Genomic DNA, 18,281 nt, shown 5'->3' on the forward strand with positions numbered 1-18,281 from the left:
CGGACGCACCCGGTCGGCACCGGCCGCCGTCAAGGCCCGACGCGACGGGCGACCCGACACCGGCCGGACGCACCCGGTCGGCACCGGCCGCCGTCAGGACCCGGCGCGGCGGGCGGCTCGGCGCGTGTACACCAGGAGGCCGGCCCCGCCGAGCAGGAGCGCCCCGCCGGCGGCCCCGGTCAGGGGCAGCGACGCCGGTCCGGTGCGGGCGAGTTCGGGCAGCGGGCGCCCCGCGCCGTCGTGCGGCGGGTGGCCGGGGCGTTCGACGGGGGCGGTGGGGTCGCCGTGCTCCGCCGCGGGGGCCGACGCGGTGGCGTCCGGTGCGGGGCTGGACGGCGGTGCGGGGCTTCCCGACGCGCGGGGCGACGGTTCGGCGGCGTCGGGGCGGACGCCGGAAGGCCGGGGGCTCTCCGGCCGGGCGCTCCGCGCCGGGGTCTCCCGGGGCCGGGCGCTTCCCGGTCGGCTGCCCTCGGGACGGGGGCTCTCCGGGCGCGGACTCTCCGGCCGGGCGCTTTCCGACCGGGTCTCCTGCGGGCGGGGGCTCTCCGGGCGGGGGCTCTCCGGGCGGGGGCTCTCCGGGCGGGGGCTCTCCGGTTCGCGGATCGCGCCCGTGACCCCGTCGGCGATCACGAAGTGGTACTGCTCCGACTCCCCCACCCAGTCCCCGTCCGCGCGGGCGCCGCCCTTGGCCTTGTCCTGGTGGCGGCGCTGGACGACGGCGGCGTGGGCGGTGACCGGTCCGGGGTCGGCATCGGAGGTGAACGCCATGCGCACGCGGACGGAGACGGTCTTCCCGGCCGGGACCGTGAAGCCGAGGAACGCCTCGCCGGCCTCCCCCTCTTCCTCCGGCTCACCCGCCCCGTCCGTCTCGCCCCCGAAGACCCCGATCTGCTCGTCGCGTTCGGTGGTCTCCCAGGTGACGCGGTGCTCGGCGTCGGGGCGACCGGGCTCGGTGAACTCCACCTGGATCTGCTCCGCCGTCAGCCGGCGGTCCCGGTCGGTGAGGACCAGGACCGGGTGGAGCGCGCGGCAGGCGGTGGCGGTGGTGTTGGTCAGCTCCAGGAACCAGGTCCCGTATCCGCCGCCGGAGGCGTACGTGTCCGGCGCCCCCTGGATACGGGTGCGGATGGGGAACTCCTCCGCGTCCGCGTCGCCGCAGACGGGCTGCCGGTCGGCGGAGGGGGCCGGGGCGGGCGGCACGGGCAGGGCGGTCGCCTGCGCACCGCCGAGGAGCGCGGCGGGCACCGCGATCCCCGCGGCCAGCCCGAGCGCCGCGCGCGTACGGCCGTCGCCCAGCCGTGGGCAGGAGGTGGGGGGCATGGGGGGACACCCTTCGCTGCTCGCGGACGACCGGGGCGGGGGCCCCGGTGACGTCGTCCGACGCAACCACGCCCGCGCGGCGCGGGAGAGTCGACATGCCGACACGGTTCATACGATCACCTGACTGCCGGATCATCGGAGTACGGGGCTCCACCCGACCGAGCCCATCCCCGCCGAGCCCGCTCCCACCGGCCCCGCACTCACCGAGCCCCGTTCCCGCCGACCCTGACCCCGCCCCCCTGCCGAGCCACCCCTCGCGGAACCGCCCGCTCCGAAGCGGTGCCGAGCCCCCGCCTCCCCCAGCGCCAGCGCCGCACCTCGCTCTACCCGCGCCCCCGCGGCCGCCCGAACACCGGCGCGAGCACCAACTGCGCCGCGCCCTCCGCGACCGGCCGGTCGCCGCCGCCGGCCGCGGTCACGGTGACTCCCGCACCCGGCCCGCCCCGTGCGGCACGGTCCTCGATCACGGCCCGGACGCCCCGGACGTACGCGTCCTCGTCGGCGGCCACCGTGCGGCCGCCCAGGACCACCCGGTCGATGTCGAGCAGCCGGACCAGGTTGGCCGCGCCCGTGCCCAGCACGCGGGCCGCCTCGGCCCGGTCGCCGCGCGCCTCGGCCGCCAGGCACAGGGCCTCGATGCAGCCGCGCCCGCCGCAACCGCACCGGGGCCCGTCCAGGAGGAGGACCTGGTGGCCGAACTCCCCCGCCCCCGTCCGCGCGCCCCGGTGCACCTCGCCGCCCAGGACCAGGCCGGCCCCGAGCCCCGTACCGAGGTGGAGGTAGGCGAAGTCGCCGCCGGGCGGTTCGGACAGCGCCAGGGCGAGGGCGGCGGCGTTGGTGTCCTTGTCGAGGACCACCGGCAGCCCGGTCCGCTCGGCCAGCGCGTCGCGCAGCGGGTAGCCGTCCCAGCGGGGGAAGCCGGTCACCCGGTGCAGGACGCCCGTCCGGTGGTCGAGCGGGCCGGGCACGGCGACGCCGACCCCGAGCACCTGCCTGTACGGTTCGGCGGCGCTCAGGTCCCGTACCGCGTCCGCCGCGGCCGCCAGCACCCGGTCGGCCGGGGCGCCGAGGTCGAGCGGGGTGGTGGAGACCGCGACCGGCCGGCCCGCGAGGTCGACCAGCACGGCGGTGAGCCCGTCGCGGTCCAGGTGGAGGCCGACGGCGAACCGCGCGTCGGGGACCAGCCGCAGCACCGTGCGCGGCTTGCCGCCGGTGGAGGGGCGCAGGCCCGCGTCGGCCGCGAGCCCGTCCGCCCGCAGCCGGGCGGTGATCTTGCTGACGGCCTGCGGGGTCAGGCCGGTGCCCTCGGCCAGCTCCAACCGGCTGATCCCGTCCGCCCCGGCCGCCCGCAGCAGGTCCAGGACCAGTGCGGCGTTGTGGTGGCGCAGCGCCGGCAGGTTGGCCCCGGCCGGCGCGTCCGTCCTGCTCCCGTTCACGGCTCGCTCCTGTTCACCGTCCCATTGTGCCGGTCGCTTGCACTTAGGCAACAGCGTTGCTTAAGTGGAGGCATGACTGCCACCGCCCCCCTCCGCGTCGCCCTCGTCGGCTACGGCCTGGCCGGCTCGGTCTTCCACGCCCCGCTGATCGCCGCGACGGACGGCCTGGTCCTCGACACGGTCGTGACGTCGAACGAGGAGCGCAGGGCCGAGGCCCGCGCCGCCTTCCCGGCCGTGCGGTTCGCCGCCTCGCCCGACGAGCTGTGGGAGCGCGCCGGCGAGCTGGACCTCGTCGTGATCGCCGCCCCCAACAAGACGCACGTCCCGCTGGCGACGGCCGCGCTGCGGGCCGGGCTGCCGGTGGTCGTGGACAAGCCGATCGCCGGGACCGCCGCCGAGGCGCGCGGGCTGGCGGCCCTGGCCGAGGAGCGCGGCCTGCTGCTCTCGGTCTTCCAGAACCGCCGCTGGGACAACGACTTCCGCACCCTGGCCGCGCTGATCGCCGACGGCGGGCTGGGCGAGGTCCAGCGCTTCGAGTCCCGGTTCGAGCGCTGGCGCCCGCGGCCGAAGGGCGGCTGGCGCGAGTCGGGCGACCCGCAGGAGATCGGCGGCCTGCTGTACGACCTGGGCAGCCACGTCGTCGACCAGGCGCTGGTCCTGTTCGGCCCTGCGGTCCGGGTGTACGCGGAGTCCGACGTACGGCGTCCGGGGGCGGCGGCCGACGACGACACGTTCATCGCGGTCACGCACGCGGGCGGGGTCCGCTCGCACCTGTACGTCAGCGCCACCACGGCGCAGCTCGGCCCGCGCTTCCGGGTGCTGGGCTCGGCGGCGGGCTATGTGAAGTACGGCCTGGACCCGCAGGAGTCCGCGCTGCGCGACGGCCTGCGCCCGGTCGCCGGAGAGCCGTGGGGCGAGGAGCCCGAGGAGCTGTGGGGCCGGCTCGGCTCCGGCGAGTCCCCGCTGACCGGCGGCGGCGCCCCGGTCCGCACCCTGCCCGGCGACTACCCCGCGTACTACGCGGCGGTCGCCGCCGCCCTGCGCGGCGAGGGAGAGAACCCGGTCACCGCGCTCCAGGCCGCCGCCGCGCTGGACGTCCTGGAGGCGGCCCGCCGGTCGGCCCGCGAGGGGGTCGCCGTCACCCTGTCCCCGCCCGGCGCGGGGGCCACTGGGACCGGGGAGGGCGGCGCGTGACCACCGCTCCCCCCACCGTCCCCGAGCTGATCGCCCAGGAACGCCGGCTCACCCTCCCGCGCTTCGGGTACGACGACGCGTACGCCCTCGGCGCCCTGCTGGTCGCGATGGCCCGCGAGCTGCACGCCCCGGTGGCCGTCGACGTCCGGCGCGGCCCGCAGCAGGTGTTCCACGCGGCGCTGCCCGGCTCCAGCGCGGACAACGATGCGTGGATCGACCGCAAGCGCCGGGTCGTCGAGCGGTACGGCGAGAGCTCGTACCTGGTCGGCGCCCGGTTCCGGGCCAAGGGGACCACGTTCGAGGAGTCCTCCCGCCTGGACCCGGACGTCTACGCCGCGCACGGCGGCTCGTTCCCGATCGCGGTGGAGGGCGCGGGCGTGATCGGCGCGGTCACGGTCTCCGGGCTGCCGCAGGTCGAGGACCACGCCCTGGTGGTCGCGGCCCTGGAGCGGTTCGCGGCGACGCTGGAGCCCTGACCGTACGCGCCGGAGCGGGGCGGCCCGCCCGCACGCCGGGGCGGGGAGGCTGCCCGGACGCCGGGGCATGGGACAGCCGCCGGAGCGCGGGGCGGCCGCCCGTACACGCCGGGGCGGGGCGGCCCGCCCGTACGCCGGGGCGGGGCAGCCGTACGCACCGGCGCGGAGCGGCCCCGCCCCTCCGCCGGAGCGCGGGCCGCTCCTCCGCGTGGTGGCGGTCCTACGCGCCCTTCAACTCCTGCCGTTGGCGGCCGAGTCCTTCCACTTCCAGCTCCACCACGTCACCGGCCCGCAGATACGGCTTGGGGTCGGGCCGCCCCATCGCGACCCCGGCGGGCGTGCCGGTGTTGACGATGTCGCCCGGATAGAGCGTCATGAAGTGACTCAGATAGCGGACGACCTCGCCGACCGGGAAGATCTGGTCGGCGGTGGTGCCGTCCTGCTTCAGCTCGCCGTTGACCCAGAGCCGCAGCGGCAGGGCCTGCGGATCGGGCACCTCGTCGGCGGTGACCAGCCAGGGGCCCAGCGGGTTGAACGTCTCGCAGTTCTTGCCCTTGTCCCAGGTGCCGCCGCGCTCGGTCTGGTACTCGCGCTCCGAGACGTCGTGCGCCGTCGCGTACCCGGCGACGTGCGCGAGCCCCTCCTCGGCGGACTCCAGGTAGCGGGCGGTGCGCCCGATGACGACGGCCAGCTCGACCTCCCAGTCCGTCTTCCGGCTCCCGCGCGGCACGAGCACCGTGTCCTCGGGGCCGACGACGGTGTCGGGGGCCTTGAGGAAGACGATCGGCTCCGCCGGGACCTCCGCACCCGTCTCGGCGGCGTGGTCGTGGTAGTTCAGCCCGATGCACACGATCTTGCCGATGCGCCCGACCGGCGGGCCGATGCGCAGCCCCACCGGGTCGAGGGCGGGCAGCACGCCGGGCGCGCCGGCGGCCGTCCGCACCCGGTCGAGCGCGGAGGCGTCGGCGAGCAGGCCGCCGTCGATGTCGGGGACGATTCCGGAGAGATCGCGCAGCGTCCCGTCGCGGTCGAGCAGCGCGGGGCGCTCGGCGCCCGCCGTACCCACGCGTAGCAGCTTCAACGGTCCAGCTCCTCCTGGTCGGGGTGGAGCCCTGCGACGGAGTGCGGCCGGCAGAGGGCTCGGCCGATCGTCCAAGAGATGCGATCACTCCGCAAGACCGCGTTCACACCCTGGACCGGCGGCCGGCCGGAGCGGGGGCGGTTCGGGCGCCGGGGGCCGGTTCACCCCGCCGCGGCCCCGGCCGCCCGGTCGGCGGCGGTCGGCAGGTCGCGGTGGAGCCGGGCCCGCTCGACGACGGTCCAGGCGGTCGTGGTGACGACGTACAGGGCGGCGGCCAGCGGCACGACGGCCACGGTGATCAGGGTCGCGAACGACAGCAGCGGCATCAGCTTCGTCATCGCGCCCAGACCGGGCAGGGGCTGCCCGTCGGGGCCGGTGGCGGGCGCCATCGGGTTGGCGGCCATCTGCCGCTTGGTGCGGGTGTAGCCGAAGGCGGCCACGGCCGTGACGATCGCGAAGAGCGCGAGGTAGACCAGCCCCTGCGCGCCGAACACCCCGCCGTGCGCGAGGGCGTCGTGCCAGCGCCCGCCGAGGGGCGCGCCGAGCAGGTCGTGGCGGAGGAGCGCGTTGGGCCCGCCGCCGATGGAGGAGCTGGAGAACAGGTGGTAGAGCAGGAAGAACGCGGGCATCTGGAGCAGGCTCGGCAGGCACCCCGAGAGCGGGGAGACCTGTTCGGCCGCGTGCAGTTCCATGATCGCCTTCTGCGCCCGCTCGGGGTTCTTCGCGTGCTTCCTGCGGAGTTCGGCGATCTGCGGCTGGAGTCGGCCGCGGGCCTTCTGCCCGCGTGCGGCGGCACGGGAGAGGGGGTGGACGGCGAGCCGTACGAGGGCGGTGAACAGGACGATCGCGGCGGCGGTGGACGCCGTGTGGAAGAACGGCTGGAGCAGGTCGGCGAGGGAGCCGACCAGGTGCGCGAAGGCGGACATGAAGGCGGACATGGGTGAGCCCTCCGGGGGTCTCGTCGTGCCGGGGGAGGTGCGTCTGCGGTACGCGGCATGACGACCCGCACGGGGGCGCGCCCGTACGCCGGCCCGCCACGGCGGCGGTCGCGGCGGCGCGTCACGGGGCGCGGACCGGGAGGACCGGTGGCCGGGGGCCCGTGGGCGGAAGCGGCGCGGGCGGGGCGGGGTGCGGAGGGGGCGGAGCCCTACGCGGGGGTCGTCAGGGGGGCGCGTCCGGGCGCGCGGGGCCTGGTGCGGCCACGTGCGTCGGGGTCGCGCTGCGGGAGGAACGCGGTGCGCTCCTCCCGGTCCCTGATCGCCGTGCGGACGCGGGTGCGGGGCACCGGGGGCGCGCAGCGGGCGCTGATGACGGAGCAGGCGAGGAGGGCGGATCCGGCGGCGGCGGTGGCGGCGAGCGCGACCGCGGCGGAGAGGCTGCCGCCCTCGGCGAGCAGGACCTCGGCGAGGAGGACGACGAGGAGTCCGGCGGGCCGGAGCAGGCGGGCGAAGGCGTGGCGCCAGGGCTGTGTGTCCCGCACCGGCCTCTCCCTCCCCTGTCGCGTACCGCTCGGCGCCGGGCCCCCGCGGGGCGCGCGCACCTCACTCGTACGCGTGTACGGCACTCCGTTCGTTATACACGACGCGTCGGACACGGGAGCCGGGCGCGGACCGGGCCGGGGTCAGCGGGCGGCCGGAGCGGCGGGTTGAGGGTCCTCCATCTCGTCGGTCGCCAGCACCTCGGCGTCGGGGCGCGGGTCCGCGTCCGGGGGCCCGGCGAAGGTGACGGCCAGCGCGACGGCCAGATTGGCGGCGAGGGCGACGAGCCCGGCGTTCACACCGCCCAGCGGGTCGTTCCCGGTGAAGACGAGGACGCACACCGCCGCGACGCCCACGATCAGCCCGCTGAACGCGCCCCGGAAGGTGAGCCGCCGCCAGACCAGCGCGAGCAGGACCATCGGGAGCAGTTGGGCCATGCCCTCGTAGGAGATCAGGGAGAGGCGGACGAGGGTGTTGGGCGCGGTGTACGTGAGGAGCAGCGCCAGCGACCCCGCGGCGACCACGACGACCTGGGCGGCGGCCTTCTCCCGCCGGGCGAGGCGGGGCACGGCCGTCAGCACGCTCCGGCCCCACATCGTGCCGATGACCAGCATGAAGACGGCCATGGGCACGATGGAGGAGAGCGCGGCGGCGGCCCCGATGACGCCGACCGCCCAGGCCGGCAGCGAGTCGACGACCAGCTTGAACAGGGCCAGGTTCGACTCCGCGCCGACCAGCCCCGGCACGGCGAACAGCGCGGCCATCCCGAGCAGCATCGGGACGAACAGCAGGACGTTGTAGGCGGGCAGGTACACGGCGTTGCGGCGCAGGGCGTCCGCGTTCCGGGCCCCGAGGTACCCGGCGACGGTGGTCGGGAAGATCACCACGGTCAACGCGTTGAGGAACGTGGTGCTGACGAACCACGCCTCCCCGAGCCCGCTCTGCCCGCCCCCGTGTCCGGGCAGGGTCAGCCAGTCGCCCTTCTCGGCGACGAGCCGGTCGAGGAAGGGCCCGTACCCGTCGAAGTAGTGGAACGGGACGTACAGCGCGAGGAACCCCAGGGTGGCGATGACCAGGAGGTCCTTCAGCACGGACACCCAGGCGCTGCCGCGCAGCCCGCTGACCACGACGAAGGCGGTGGTGACGGCGAAGGCGACGAAGTAGGCCCACTCCAGGCTGACGGTCCCGGCGGAGATGGTCGACAGGACCACGCCCATGCCGGTGATCTGGAGCTGGATGTACGGCAGCAGGAACACGGTGGCCAGCACCGCGATCACCGCGCCGAGCCAGGGCCGCCCGAAGCGGTGGGCGACGATGTCGGTGATCCCGACCAGGCCGTGGCGGTGGGCGTACCCCCGGAGCATCGGCCCGACGACGTAGCCGATCGCGTAACCGCAGGACATGTACGCGACGACGTAGAGGACGGGCGCCCCGTAGTTGTACCCCCAGCCCGCGGCCCCCAGGTAGCTGAAGCTCGTGTAGCCCTCCCCGGCCATCAGCACCCAGATGAAGACGGGCCCCAGGCTCCGCCCGCCCACCGACCACTCGGCGAGCCCGCCCTGGCCGCCGCGCCCGCGCAGGGCGAGGAGGCCGAGGACGACGGTGGCGACCATGAAGGCGGCGAAGACGGAGGTGGCGACGGCGGCGTTCACCGGCGGCCGCCCCGGCGGTCGCCGCGATGCGTCAGCCACACGGCGGCGGGGGTGAGGAGGGTCGCCCCGAACAGCCACACGAAGAGGAACGGCGCCCCGAAGACCAGGGGCGTGACCCGGTTCGCGAACGGCAGCGCGCCGAGGTACAGGACGTGGGGGACGAGCAGCCACAGCAGGTGGGGGCGTCGTCGGATCACTGCGAACACGCAGGGACCCTACTCCCCGGCGGCGTCGTCCCTCGCGGACGCGGTCCGCCGACGGCCGGCACACGGCGTCCCGCCGACCGGGCCCCGCCCCTCCACGCCCCTCCCGGCCTCTCCCCTTCCTCCCCCCCCTCCTCGCCTCCCCGCCGCCGCGCTGCGGCAGTACCGTGTGGTCCATGCGCCCCGACACGCCTGCCGACCACACCATCGAAGCCGAGCGCCTGCTGCGCACCGCGGTGCAGTACCCCGAGGACCGCGAACCGCTGGTCCTCCAGGCCGCGGCCCACCTGGAACTCGCCGGCGACCGTGCCCGCGCGAGCACCCTCTACGACGACCTGCTCGCCGCCCCCGGCTCCGCCGTCGACAACCCGCACCTGATCAAGGCCCTGAAGGCGGCCAACCTCTGGGAGTACGGCCACGAGGCCGAGGCCCGCGCGATCATCGAGGGCATCCGCACGACGGCCCCGCCGGACGCGGCCCCGTGGCAGGTCGCCGCCGAGACCCTGGAGGCGCACGACGAGTTGGAGTCGGCGCACGACTACTTCTCGACCGCGCTGACCCTGCTGCTGGCGCCGGGCGAGGACGTCCCGTACGCCGTCAAGTCCCTGCTGACCGGACGCCACCGGGTGCGGCGGCTGCTGGGCCGGGACCACGACGCCTGGGACGAGCTGGCCGGCGAACTCCACACGGCCCCGGTCCCGTTGGACGAACTCCACGACCCCAAGCGCCTGTGGTCGCTGGGCTCGTCGGACCCGGCGGAGCTGCGGGCCGAGATCACCCGCCTGCGCGCGGAGCTGGGCGCCTACCGCACGGCGCTCTCCCGCCCCTTCCCGGTCGCCGTCCTGTACTGGCCCGAGGACGAACTGCGCGAACTGCTCACCGCGTACCCGGCGTTGGCCGAGGAGTACGGGGACCGCGCCACGCACCTGGACCGCCTGGAGGCCGCGCTGCGCGACCTGCACGCGGCGGGCGCCCCGAACCTGGGCATCGTCGCGGGGACGGTGCCCTCCTACGAGGCGTTCGCCGCCTCCGAAGCCGCCTCCCCGGCCGATCCGGGCCTCCTCCCCCAGTACGCCACCACCCTCGCCGCCCGCGGCCGCGCCACCCCCTGGCCCCCGCCCCGCACGGCCCCGTGCTGGTGCGGGACGACGAAGACGTACGGCGGGTGCCACGGGGCGTAGGGGCCCCTGCGCGACCACGGCCCGGAGCCGCGCACGGAGGTGCGGGGGTCCGGGCCTCGGCCTGTGCCACGGCTTCCGCGGTCCGGTGGGGGGCTGCGGCGCTCCGCCTCCATGGGCGACATGCGGCTCCAGAAACTCCCCCCCTCGCCCCTCCGAACACCTATACGATACTGATCATGCGCAGCCCTGCATGGACCTGGGACGAACTGCTCCTGATCTGCTCTCGCGTGGTCGAGAACGACTGGCGCCAGCTACGGGCCTATCAGGCCACGACGAACGAACTCACCGAACTGCTCCGGTCCCTCCCCCTGCACGAAGGCGCCGCACAGCAACTGCCCGAGTTCCGCTCGGCGAAGAGCGTGAGCCGCAAGAGTGCCGACCTGCTGACGAGCCGCCCTGGTTACGCGGGGGCGGCGACCCGCGGCGGACGCCTCACCCAGTTGATCGCGACCGCCTTCACAGAGCGCGAAGCCGAGATGATGGCAGCGGCACAAGCGATCGAGGACGGTGTCAGCTCCGGCGAGCTGACCAAGATCCCCGTCCAGCCGGACGAAGTGGACGAGGACGGGTACACGGCGAACGAGGGGCAGTTGCTGACTCGTTGGGCCATCTACCGGGAGAGGAACCCGGCGCTTCGGCGGCGGAAGATCACTGATGCGCTGAAGCGGGGCCTGCCCCTCCAGTGCCACGTGTGCGACTTCCACTTCGGCCGTGTCTACGGCGGCCTCGGAGAGGGCTACATCGAGGTGCATCACAAACTCCCGCTCCACATCTCCGGCCCTCGGGAGACCGCACTGGAAGACCTCGCCTTCCTGTGCGCGAACTGCCACCGCATGTGCCACAGAAACCATCGCGGCGTCTCCTGGCGCACTCCGGACGCTCTGCGGGAGGAGTTGCACAGGATCCAGCCGCCACGTTAGCGGCTGCGCAAGGACACCTCAGACGTACGGCGCGACGAGGGCCGCCCGAACCCGCCGGTTCAGCGCGGAAGGCTCGCCCCAACGCATCCCTGTGCTCCCGTCGGTGCGCGGTCTCGGGTCCGCGACCGGTGGTGCGGACGGGTGCTCCCCCCACCGGCGCGCCGCCTCCTCCCCGCGCCGATCAGAACCGCTCGACCTTCTGCCCCTCCGGTACCTGATAGCACCCGGACACGACCATCAGGCTCAGCTTCGGAGGGTTGCGCCGGGCGTAGTAGACGATGTTGACGCTGTGCTTCTTCTCGTCGTTGTCGGCCGTGAGGTTGATGTTGCTGTTCTTGCTCGCATCGGCGCCGTACTCGACGACCTTCCAGCCGTGCGCGGGCAGTTGTGCCCTCAACCGCTCCATCACACCGTCGAGCTGGTCGGCCGACGCCGGCGAGAAGGTCCACGGGTGAAAGATCTGGAAGTACGTGTCCGGATCCTTGCCCTTGCAGTCGGTGACGCCCGCTCCGGTGTTGGACGCCTTCCCCTGGAGGCCGATCAGGTCATAGATCTCGCTGGAGACCTTCTTCGCCGTGTCGGCGGCTTCCCGCGACGTGCTGGTACCGGCCGCGGGAAGGTCTTCGGAGTCCTTGGAATCGCTCATGCTGCATCCCGTGAGAGTGATGAGGGCGACGGAAGCGACGAGTGCGCGTGCACCCCTTCCGTTCTTTTCAGAGAAGAGCCCCGGCCGACCGGCTCGTGAGGGGAGTCCTCGGTCACGCGGCCGCCTCATGGGACGGCGCTCTCCTCGACACGCGTCGAACACTGCTATCGCCCTCTCGAATGCGTCGGCGGTACCGGTTCCAGCGGGACTTCGTCGCCATATCCGGCGACTATCAGCCCCTGGTTCCGCAGGCTCTCGGTGCTCTCGTTCCAGTAGTCACTGTGCCCTGTGGTGTCGGTGGTCACCTGATGCGCGCCGAAGATCGGATCGCTGGGGACGATCCACACACCGTCGCCGTCGGCTCCGCCGTGCCCGAAACGCCCGATGTCCGGGACCAGGTCCCCGTCGGCTTCCTGATTCCAGACGTGCCCCTCGGGAACGTCCATCCGCTCCGCCTTGCTCACCTGGACACCAGGGCTGCCGACGAGAAGCACGTCGTCCGCGTTCAACTCCCCTTGCCGGGCCGCGGACCCGATGAGGGTGGTGCCGTAAGAGTGACCGATCGCCGTGCGATGGACGTCGGCGTCCGTGGTGCGAGAGGCGTCGAGACCGTCGAGGAAACGGTTGTAGGCCGGGGCCCCGTCGTTCGCGTAGTGGCTGAACGGCGCGTCCTTCACGACGTTCTGCGGCGCGTCGTACCCGAGCCAGGTGATGGTGGAGACCGATGCGCCGTCGGCCTCGGCGTCGGCCACACGCCACAGTCGCACCATCCGATCGATGTCCCCCCCGACGCTACTCAGGTTCGACGACGTACCCGGCACGTAGACCGCCTGGTGATCGGCCGTGTCGGGATTCCCGTTCGCGATGATGGCCCGACCGTTGCCGTCCGTGCCGAATCCCAGCAAGTACGCCTCGGGAAGGCCCTCCGTGCCCGTCTTGTCGAACCGCGCCTGAATGCTCCGCATCCCGTCCTTCGCCCGTGTGAGCTGCTCGTGCCGCTCACCGTGCTTCGCGTTCCACTCGCTCCAGGCGGCAGTCTGGATCACCGCCGGATACGTGCCGTGGGGGTTGGCGACATATCGCGTCGGTTCGGGGATCTTTCCGAGTTCCACCTGTGTCTCCGCCCAGGCCCCGGCCAACACCGTACGGTTCGCCTCGTCGCGGGTCTCCGCGGGCAGTCCGTCCAGCGCGCCGACCGAGGCCGGCCGCAGCGCGAGGTACGCGGACCGCTCCTCCGGGCTGAGCCCTCTCCACCACGACGCGTTGTCCTTCGGGGAGGCGTCCTTCGGGGGCTCCGGCAGGGAGCCGAGGTAGCTCTTGCCGGCCTCGCTGACACCGCCCATGTCCGACCGTGCGTCGACCCAGTCGCGGTCGGAGACCGCCAGGTCGTCGTCGGCCTTGAGCGCGCGCAGTCTGGGCGCCCACTTCGCGTCCGCTTCGGCGGCCAGTTCCAGCGCGTCGGCGATGCGGTTCGCGTACGCCAGCGCCTTGCCGTAGTGCGGGTTCGGGTGGATGTTCACGGCCTGGCGCTCCACGGCGTCCGACGTCGCGCTGCCTCCGGCGCTCCCGGTCACCGTGCCGCCCTCGGCCGTCTCCTCCTCACCGGGCTTCCTGCCCGCGGGGTAGGAGACGGAGCCGTTCCCGTTCACCGTGCAACCGTCGGCGTGGGCGTCCTCGATCGCCGCCTCCAGCCTCTTCCGGGCCACGGCCATGTCGAAGGCGAAGCCGTTCAACGCGGTGCTCACCAGGGCGCACTCGACCTGCACGTAGTGGAAGTTCGCCGCGAGGCTGCGGAGTTCGCCCAGCGCGGCTTCGGCCGCCTTGCCGTCCAACTGGCCGCGCACGCCCGCGCAGATCTGGTTGTCGATGGTGTCCTTGGCCGCGGCCGCCATCTCGCCCGCCGCCCGGTATCCGTCGGCGGCGTCCTCGTACTCCGGCGGCTGGAAAGCCTTCAGTGTCGCGAGATCCATGGTCGGGCTCACTTCGCCTTCGCCTGGCCGCCGAGGGCCTCGGTGTCCTCGTAACCGGCCTTGAGCCTGGTCAGCTCCTCCAGGACCGCCTGGTCGGTCTTGGCGAGGTCATGGCCCGACCTCTCCAGGAGTCCGCCCAGCGCACCGCAGCGCTTGCTCACATCACCGATGTACTTCTTCCACGACGCGTAGAGCTCCTGCTGCGCCGCGGCACTGCGCAGGCCGCCGGCGCCGCCGAGTCCCGCCTGGCCGTCGGCCAGGCTCGTCAACGCCTTGCCGATGCCGTCCTTGAGCCCCGTGACGCCTTCGCCGGCCTTGGTCCACGCCTTCTTGTCCGACTTCAGGTCCGCCGACGCCCCGGCCGGGGGCGCTCCGCCGCCCGAAGCCGGTGGAACCTGGTTCAGCCGCATCTCCGTGGGGCGGCTCGCCATCACGTCGGCCTTGGCCTGCTCCCACTCGTCCCACGCCACCCTGGTGCCCCCGCTTCCCCGTTCCCGCACGCCCGAGCCGAGCCGCCGTGCCATCCAGCACCTCGGAAGTAAATCAAACACCGCCGGCGCGCTCGGCCCGGCCCGCGGGGCGGTCGCAGCGGCCCGCGCGACGAGAACCGTTCCACCGGGTGCGTCGTCCTGGGGGGGGCAAGGGGCCGAACGGACGGGAAGACATGGCGGAACGGCGGGCGGGAAGGGGCGCGGCGGCGGTGCTCGGGAGCGGGCCGTCACGGCGGGGGCTCATCGTCGCCGCCTTCGCGGTGGTCCTGGCCGCGATCCTCGCGTTCCCTCGGACGGTGCCCAACTCGCCGGGTCGGGTGGGGAGTCTGCTGGAGACTTTCCTGCCGTGGCTCGGGATCGCCGTGGTCGGGCTCTTCGGGGTGGCCGCGGTGCGGCGGTCACCCGTGGCGCTGCTCGCCCTGCTGCTGCCCGCGGGGGCGTGGGCGCATCTCGTCGGAGGACTGCTGCTGCCGGAACCTCCGCCAGGTCTGCGGGAGTTGACGGTCGTGCAGCACAACGTCGGCGACGGGAACCGCGATCCGGCGGGGACCGCCCGTGCGCTGGCGGCCGCCCGGCCCGACCTCATCGCGTTGGAGGAGTTGGTCGTCCCGCATCTGCCGGTGTACGAGAGGGCCCTCGCGCCCGACTACCCGCACCACGTCGTCCGGGGCACCGTCGGGCTCTGGTCGAAGTACCCGCTCTCCGGCGGCGCGTCGGTGGACATCAGGCCGCGCGGCATCGCGGAGGGGTGGAGCCGAGGGGTGCGCGCCGTGGTGCACTCGCCGTACGGGGAGGTCGCGGCGTACGTCGCCCACCTGCCCTCCGTCCGGGTCGGGGCGGGCGGCCTCGCGTCCTCCCGGCGCGACGAGAGCGCCGCGCTGCTGGGGCGCGCCATCGCCGCCGAGGAGGTCCCCGCGGTGGTCCTGCTCGGCGACCTCAACGGAACAGTGGACGACCGGGGGTTGAGGCCGCTCACCACGCGGCTGAACGTGGCCGGGCGCGGCTTGGCGTTCAGCTTTCCCGGCGCCTTCCCGCTGGCCCGGATCGACCAGGTCATGGCCCGTTCCGCCACCGTGCCCCACATCCGGGCCCTGCCCGCCACCGGCAGCGACCACCTGCCCGTCGCCGCCCGCGTCGCCCTGGAGTGAGGCCGGTGAGGCCCCGCCGCCCGGACGCACTCGCCGGCGCGGGCCCGCCGGAACGACGGGAGCCCCCGTCGCCGCCGGGAACGCGCCGCCACCAGGCTCCCCCTCACGCTTCGTCCACGCCTTCATCACAATTCCGCTTCGTTCCCCCCATGCCCCTGATGCGACTCCCACCCCGCTGCCACCATCGCTCCTCCAACCGCACGGAGTTCGGCCTTGGGGGCAGCACATGCAGACGATCAAGCAGTCACGGCGGCCGAGGCGCGGGCTCTTCTTGATACCGGCGGGAGCCGCCGCGCTCGGGCTCCTGCTGGCGGGGTGCGGGGACGACGGCGGCGCGGGCGACCGGACCGGGAAGGCCGCGGCGGTCGCGCCCTCGGCCAGCCCCTCGCCCTCCGTCGAACGGGCCCTGGCGCTCATGGACGACCAGCAGAGCGCGGACGCCGGGAAGCGTCTGGCCGTGGACGTCCTCGACAACGACTCGATCATCCTGGAGAGCGGGGTCCGAACGGCGCTGCTCGACACCTACGACCCGGCCGAGCTGACCCTGAGCATCGACGCCGATCCCCGCCACGGCACCGCCGCGGTGTCCGGGGCCTCGGTCGCGTACACCGCCGCCGAGGGACACTTCGGCGAGGACGAGTTCACGTACCGGGTCCTCGTGAAGGGGACGAAGGTCCCCGCCGCCACCGCCGTCGTCCGGATCACCGTCACCGCGCCCGCCCCCGCCTCGACCCCGCCCCCCGCGCCGGAACCCGCACCGACGAAGGCGGCCCCGGCGGCCGTGTACTACGAGAACTGCGACGCCGCCCGCGCCGACGGGGCGGCCCCGGTCAAGGACGGCGACCCCGGCTACGCGCCCCACCTGGACCGCGACGGCGACGGCGTGGGATGCGAGCCGTGGGGCGGCGGGTCGTCGTCCTCCACCGGAGGCGGCGGCAGCGGTACGAGCGGGGGCGGCGGCAGCGCGTCCTACGCGAACTGCACCGGCGTACGGGACGCGGGCGCCGCGCCCATCCACGCCGGGGACCCCGGCTACGGGCGGCACCTGGACCGCGACGGGGACGGCGTCGCCTGCGAATAGGCCGGACGGGACGGGCCGTCGAGCCGGGGCGGCCCGGGCCGCCCCGGCCACCCGAGCCCCCCGACGGGCCCGGCGGCCGGGGACGTGCCGGCCGGGGCGGACGCCGACCGCGGACCGGCCGCTCCCGAGCCGCGGCGGCCCGCCCGGCGGCGGCGCCGCGCCGGGCGCTAGCCTCGGGAGGAGGATCGGTCCGCGGGTGCCGCAGGCGTGCGCGACGGGGGTGCGGGCCGCGGGCGGAGCGGACGAGGGAAGCGATGACGAGGGTTCCGGCAGCGGTGGTGGCGGCGAGCGGGCTCGTCGGCGGGTACGGGGTCGTCCGGTGGACCGGGAAGCGGCCGCTCGGCGGGGTCGCGCTCGCCGTCGCCGGGTCCGTCGCCGCGTACGGGTGGAACCGGCAGGCCGGGCCGCGTGCGGCGGCGGGGCTGACGGCGGCGTACGTCGCCGCGTTCGCCGGTTCGCACCCGCTCGCCAAGAAGGTCGGCGCCTGGCCGGCCGTGTTCGCCGTCGCGGGCGGGGTCGCCGCCGCGTCCCGCGCCGTCACCCGCCGCGCGGCCCGCTGAGGGCCCGGCCCGCGCGGGGTCAGCCGCCCAGGGCCCGCGACACCGTGTAGATCGCCAGACCGGCCAGCGCACCGACCACCGTGCCGTTGATCCGGATGAACTGGAGGTCGCGGCCGATGTGCGCCTCGATCTTCTTCGAGGTCTGGTCCGCGTCCCAGCCCGCGACCGTCTCGCTGATCAGCGAGGTGATCTCGGTCCGGTACGTCGTCACCACGTACACCGCCGCGTCCTCCAGCCAGCCGTCCACCTTGCCCTGGAGGCGCTGGTCGCCCTCCAGCCGGGCCCCCAGCGACAGCAGTGACGCACGGGTGCGCAGCCGCAGTTCGCTGTGCTCGTCCTCCGCCGCCGAGAGGATCATCGTCCGGACGGAGGACCAGGCCGACGCGATGACGTCCTGCACCTCGCGGCGGCCCAGGATCTCCGACTTCAGCCGCTCCACGCGGGCGCGGGTGTCCGCGTCGTTCTGGAGGTCGGCCGCGAAGTCGTTGAGGAAGGTGTCGATGGAGGCGCGCGCCGGGTGCTCGGGCATGTCCCGCATCTCCGTGACGAACCGCAGCAGCTCCTTGTAGACCCGCTCCCCCACCCGCTTGTCGACGAACCTCGGCGTCCAGCCCGGCGCCCCGCCCTGCACCGCGTTCATCACCGAGTCGCCGTGCTCCACGAGCCAGTCGTGCGCCCGTACGCAGACGAGGTCGACGACCTTGCGGTGGCCGCCGTCGGTGACGACCTTCTCCAGCATCCGGCCCAGGCTCGGGCCCACCTCCGCCGCGTCCGCGCGCCGGGTGATGGCCTCGCCGACCACCGCCTGCACGTCGGAGTCGCGCAGCACCGTCAGCGCGCCGCGCAGCGCCGTCGCGGACTCGGCGGTGACCCGGTCGGCGTGGGCGGGCTCCGCCAGCCACACGCCGAGCCGCCGGCCGACCCCGAGCGTGTGAATCCGGTCACGAATGACGTCTCCGGAGAGGAAGTTCTCGCCGACGAAGGAACCGAGGGACTGCCCCAACTGATCCTTCTTGGTGGGGATGATCGCGGTGTGCGGGATGGGCAGGCCGAGCGGGCGCCGGAAGAGCGCCGTCACGGCGAACCAGTCCGCCAGGGCGCCGACCATCCCCGCTTCGGCGGCCGCGGCGACGTAGCCCGGCCAGCCCCCCACACCCGCGTTCTTCGCCCAGGTGGCCAGGACGTACACGACCGCGACGAGCAGGAGGAGGCCGGTGGCCGTGGCCTTCATACGCCGTACGCCGCGCTGCTTCTCCTCGTCGGCGGCGGTGTACGCGAACGAGGCCAGCGGCGCCGCGGGCGGCGAGCCCGTACCGCCCTCCGCCTCCCGTGCCGCGTCCCGCTGCCCGTGTCCGGTCCGTTCCATGCGCTCCACCCGTCCCGCGTACCCCTCGGCCCCGTGCCGTACGCATTGTCCCCGCTCCTGCGGTCCCCGGCCCGCGGG

18 protein-coding genes are annotated in these 18,281 nt (G+C 74.6%); 7 read left to right on the forward strand and 11 right to left on the reverse strand.

Going from position 1 to position 18,281, the window contains the following annotated elements; all coding sequences use genetic code 11:
• Nucleotides 1-93: 93 nt before the first annotated feature.
• Together ACZ6EJ_RS07570 and ACZ6EJ_RS07575 are read right to left on the reverse strand one after the other, a co-directional pair.
• On the reverse strand, nt 94-1,320 hold the full coding sequence (locus ACZ6EJ_RS07570; RefSeq protein ID WP_469265213.1) for a peptidase: 1,227 nt from the start codon (nt 1,318-1,320) through the stop codon (nt 94-96).
• Nucleotides 1,321-1,643: 323 nt separating this feature from the next.
• Nucleotides 1,644-2,756 carry an ROK family transcriptional regulator gene (locus tag ACZ6EJ_RS07575; RefSeq protein WP_469265214.1) on the reverse strand — a complete coding sequence of 371 codons (1,113 nt, stop codon included), beginning with the start codon at nt 2,754-2,756 and terminating at the stop codon, nt 1,644-1,646.
• A gap of 72 nt (nt 2,757-2,828) precedes the next feature.
• On the opposite strand from ACZ6EJ_RS07575, the gene ACZ6EJ_RS07580 reads away from it, so the two are divergent.
• Nucleotides 2,829-3,950: a Gfo/Idh/MocA family oxidoreductase gene (locus ACZ6EJ_RS07580; protein ID WP_469265215.1), complete on the forward strand. Its 1,122-nt coding sequence runs from the start codon at nt 2,829-2,831 to the stop codon at nt 3,948-3,950.
• On the forward strand, nt 3,947-4,426 hold the full coding sequence (locus ACZ6EJ_RS07585; protein ID WP_469265216.1) for a heme-degrading domain-containing protein: 480 nt from the start codon (nt 3,947-3,949) through the stop codon (nt 4,424-4,426). The genes ACZ6EJ_RS07580 and ACZ6EJ_RS07585 overlap by 4 nt, the downstream gene beginning before the upstream one ends.
• Before the next feature lie 220 nt (nt 4,427-4,646).
• Here ACZ6EJ_RS07585 and ACZ6EJ_RS07590 read toward each other — a convergent pair whose 3' ends face one another.
• From ACZ6EJ_RS07590 to ACZ6EJ_RS07610, 5 genes are all read right to left on the reverse strand, one after another.
• Nucleotides 4,647-5,507 carry a fumarylacetoacetate hydrolase family protein gene (locus ACZ6EJ_RS07590; RefSeq protein WP_469265217.1) on the reverse strand — a complete coding sequence of 287 codons (861 nt, stop codon included), beginning with the start codon at nt 5,505-5,507 and terminating at the stop codon, nt 4,647-4,649.
• Nucleotides 5,508-5,668: 161 nt separating this feature from the next.
• Nucleotides 5,669-6,445 (reverse strand): YidC/Oxa1 family membrane protein insertase, encoded by a 777-nt coding sequence (locus tag ACZ6EJ_RS07595; protein WP_469265218.1) that lies wholly within the window; start codon nt 6,443-6,445, stop codon nt 5,669-5,671.
• Between the two features lie 209 nt (nt 6,446-6,654).
• Nucleotides 6,655-6,987, reverse strand: coding sequence for a DUF6412 domain-containing protein (locus ACZ6EJ_RS07600; RefSeq protein ID WP_469265219.1), 333 nt, complete (start codon nt 6,985-6,987; stop codon nt 6,655-6,657).
• A gap of 141 nt (nt 6,988-7,128) precedes the next feature.
• On the reverse strand, nt 7,129-8,637 hold the full coding sequence (locus ACZ6EJ_RS07605) for a sodium:solute symporter family protein (RefSeq protein ID WP_469265220.1): 1,509 nt from the start codon (nt 8,635-8,637) through the stop codon (nt 7,129-7,131).
• Complete coding sequence (locus ACZ6EJ_RS07610) at nt 8,634-8,843, reverse strand: DUF3311 domain-containing protein (protein ID WP_469265221.1); 210 nt, start codon at nt 8,841-8,843, stop codon at nt 8,634-8,636. The genes ACZ6EJ_RS07605 and ACZ6EJ_RS07610 overlap by 4 nt, the downstream gene beginning before the upstream one ends.
• Nucleotides 8,844-9,016: 173 nt before the next feature.
• On the opposite strand from ACZ6EJ_RS07610, the gene ACZ6EJ_RS07615 reads away from it, so the two are divergent.
• Together ACZ6EJ_RS07615 and ACZ6EJ_RS07620 are read left to right on the forward strand one after the other, a co-directional pair.
• Nucleotides 9,017-10,021, forward strand: a complete 1,005-nt coding sequence (locus ACZ6EJ_RS07615) for an SEC-C domain-containing protein (RefSeq protein WP_469265222.1) — start codon at nt 9,017-9,019, stop codon at nt 10,019-10,021.
• A gap of 176 nt (nt 10,022-10,197) precedes the next feature.
• On the forward strand, nt 10,198-10,941 hold the full coding sequence (locus ACZ6EJ_RS07620; protein ID WP_469265223.1) for an HNH endonuclease: 744 nt from the start codon (nt 10,198-10,200) through the stop codon (nt 10,939-10,941).
• A gap of 181 nt (nt 10,942-11,122) precedes the next feature.
• On the opposite strand, the gene ACZ6EJ_RS07625 is transcribed toward ACZ6EJ_RS07620, so the two are convergent.
• The 3 genes from ACZ6EJ_RS07625 to ACZ6EJ_RS07635 all read right to left on the reverse strand — a co-directional run bounded on the left by ACZ6EJ_RS07625 (nt 11,123) and on the right by ACZ6EJ_RS07635 (nt 14,081).
• A complete protein-coding gene (locus ACZ6EJ_RS07625) occupies nt 11,123-11,587 on the reverse strand; it encodes a hypothetical protein (protein ID WP_469265224.1) in 465 nt (154 codons plus the stop codon).
• Nucleotides 11,588-11,751: 164 nt separating this feature from the next.
• On the reverse strand, nt 11,752-13,557 hold the full coding sequence (locus tag ACZ6EJ_RS07630; protein ID WP_469265225.1) for an alpha/beta hydrolase: 1,806 nt from the start codon (nt 13,555-13,557) through the stop codon (nt 11,752-11,754).
• Nucleotides 13,558-13,565: 8 nt separating this feature from the next.
• Nucleotides 13,566-14,081: a hypothetical protein gene (locus ACZ6EJ_RS07635; protein ID WP_469265226.1), complete on the reverse strand. Its 516-nt coding sequence runs from the start codon at nt 14,079-14,081 to the stop codon at nt 13,566-13,568.
• A 140-nt stretch (nt 14,082-14,221) separates the two neighbouring features.
• On the opposite strand from ACZ6EJ_RS07635, the gene ACZ6EJ_RS07640 reads away from it, so the two are divergent.
• From ACZ6EJ_RS07640 to ACZ6EJ_RS07650, 3 genes are all read left to right on the forward strand, one after another.
• A complete protein-coding gene (locus ACZ6EJ_RS07640) occupies nt 14,222-15,196 on the forward strand; it encodes an endonuclease/exonuclease/phosphatase family protein (protein WP_469265227.1) in 975 nt (324 codons plus the stop codon).
• Nucleotides 15,197-15,422: 226 nt separating this feature from the next.
• On the forward strand, nt 15,423-16,277 hold the full coding sequence (locus ACZ6EJ_RS07645; protein WP_469265228.1) for an excalibur calcium-binding domain-containing protein: 855 nt from the start codon (nt 15,423-15,425) through the stop codon (nt 16,275-16,277).
• Between the two features lie 254 nt (nt 16,278-16,531).
• Nucleotides 16,532-16,837 (forward strand): hypothetical protein, encoded by a 306-nt coding sequence (locus ACZ6EJ_RS07650; protein ID WP_469265229.1) that lies wholly within the window; start codon nt 16,532-16,534, stop codon nt 16,835-16,837.
• A 19-nt stretch (nt 16,838-16,856) separates the two neighbouring features.
• On the opposite strand, the gene ACZ6EJ_RS07655 is transcribed toward ACZ6EJ_RS07650, so the two are convergent.
• Nucleotides 16,857-18,203, reverse strand: a complete 1,347-nt coding sequence (locus ACZ6EJ_RS07655) for a DUF445 domain-containing protein (protein WP_469265230.1) — start codon at nt 18,201-18,203, stop codon at nt 16,857-16,859.
• Nucleotides 18,204-18,281 lie beyond the last annotated feature (78 nt).

It is taken from the genome of Streptomyces sp. NPDC041970, assembly GCF_055588985.1.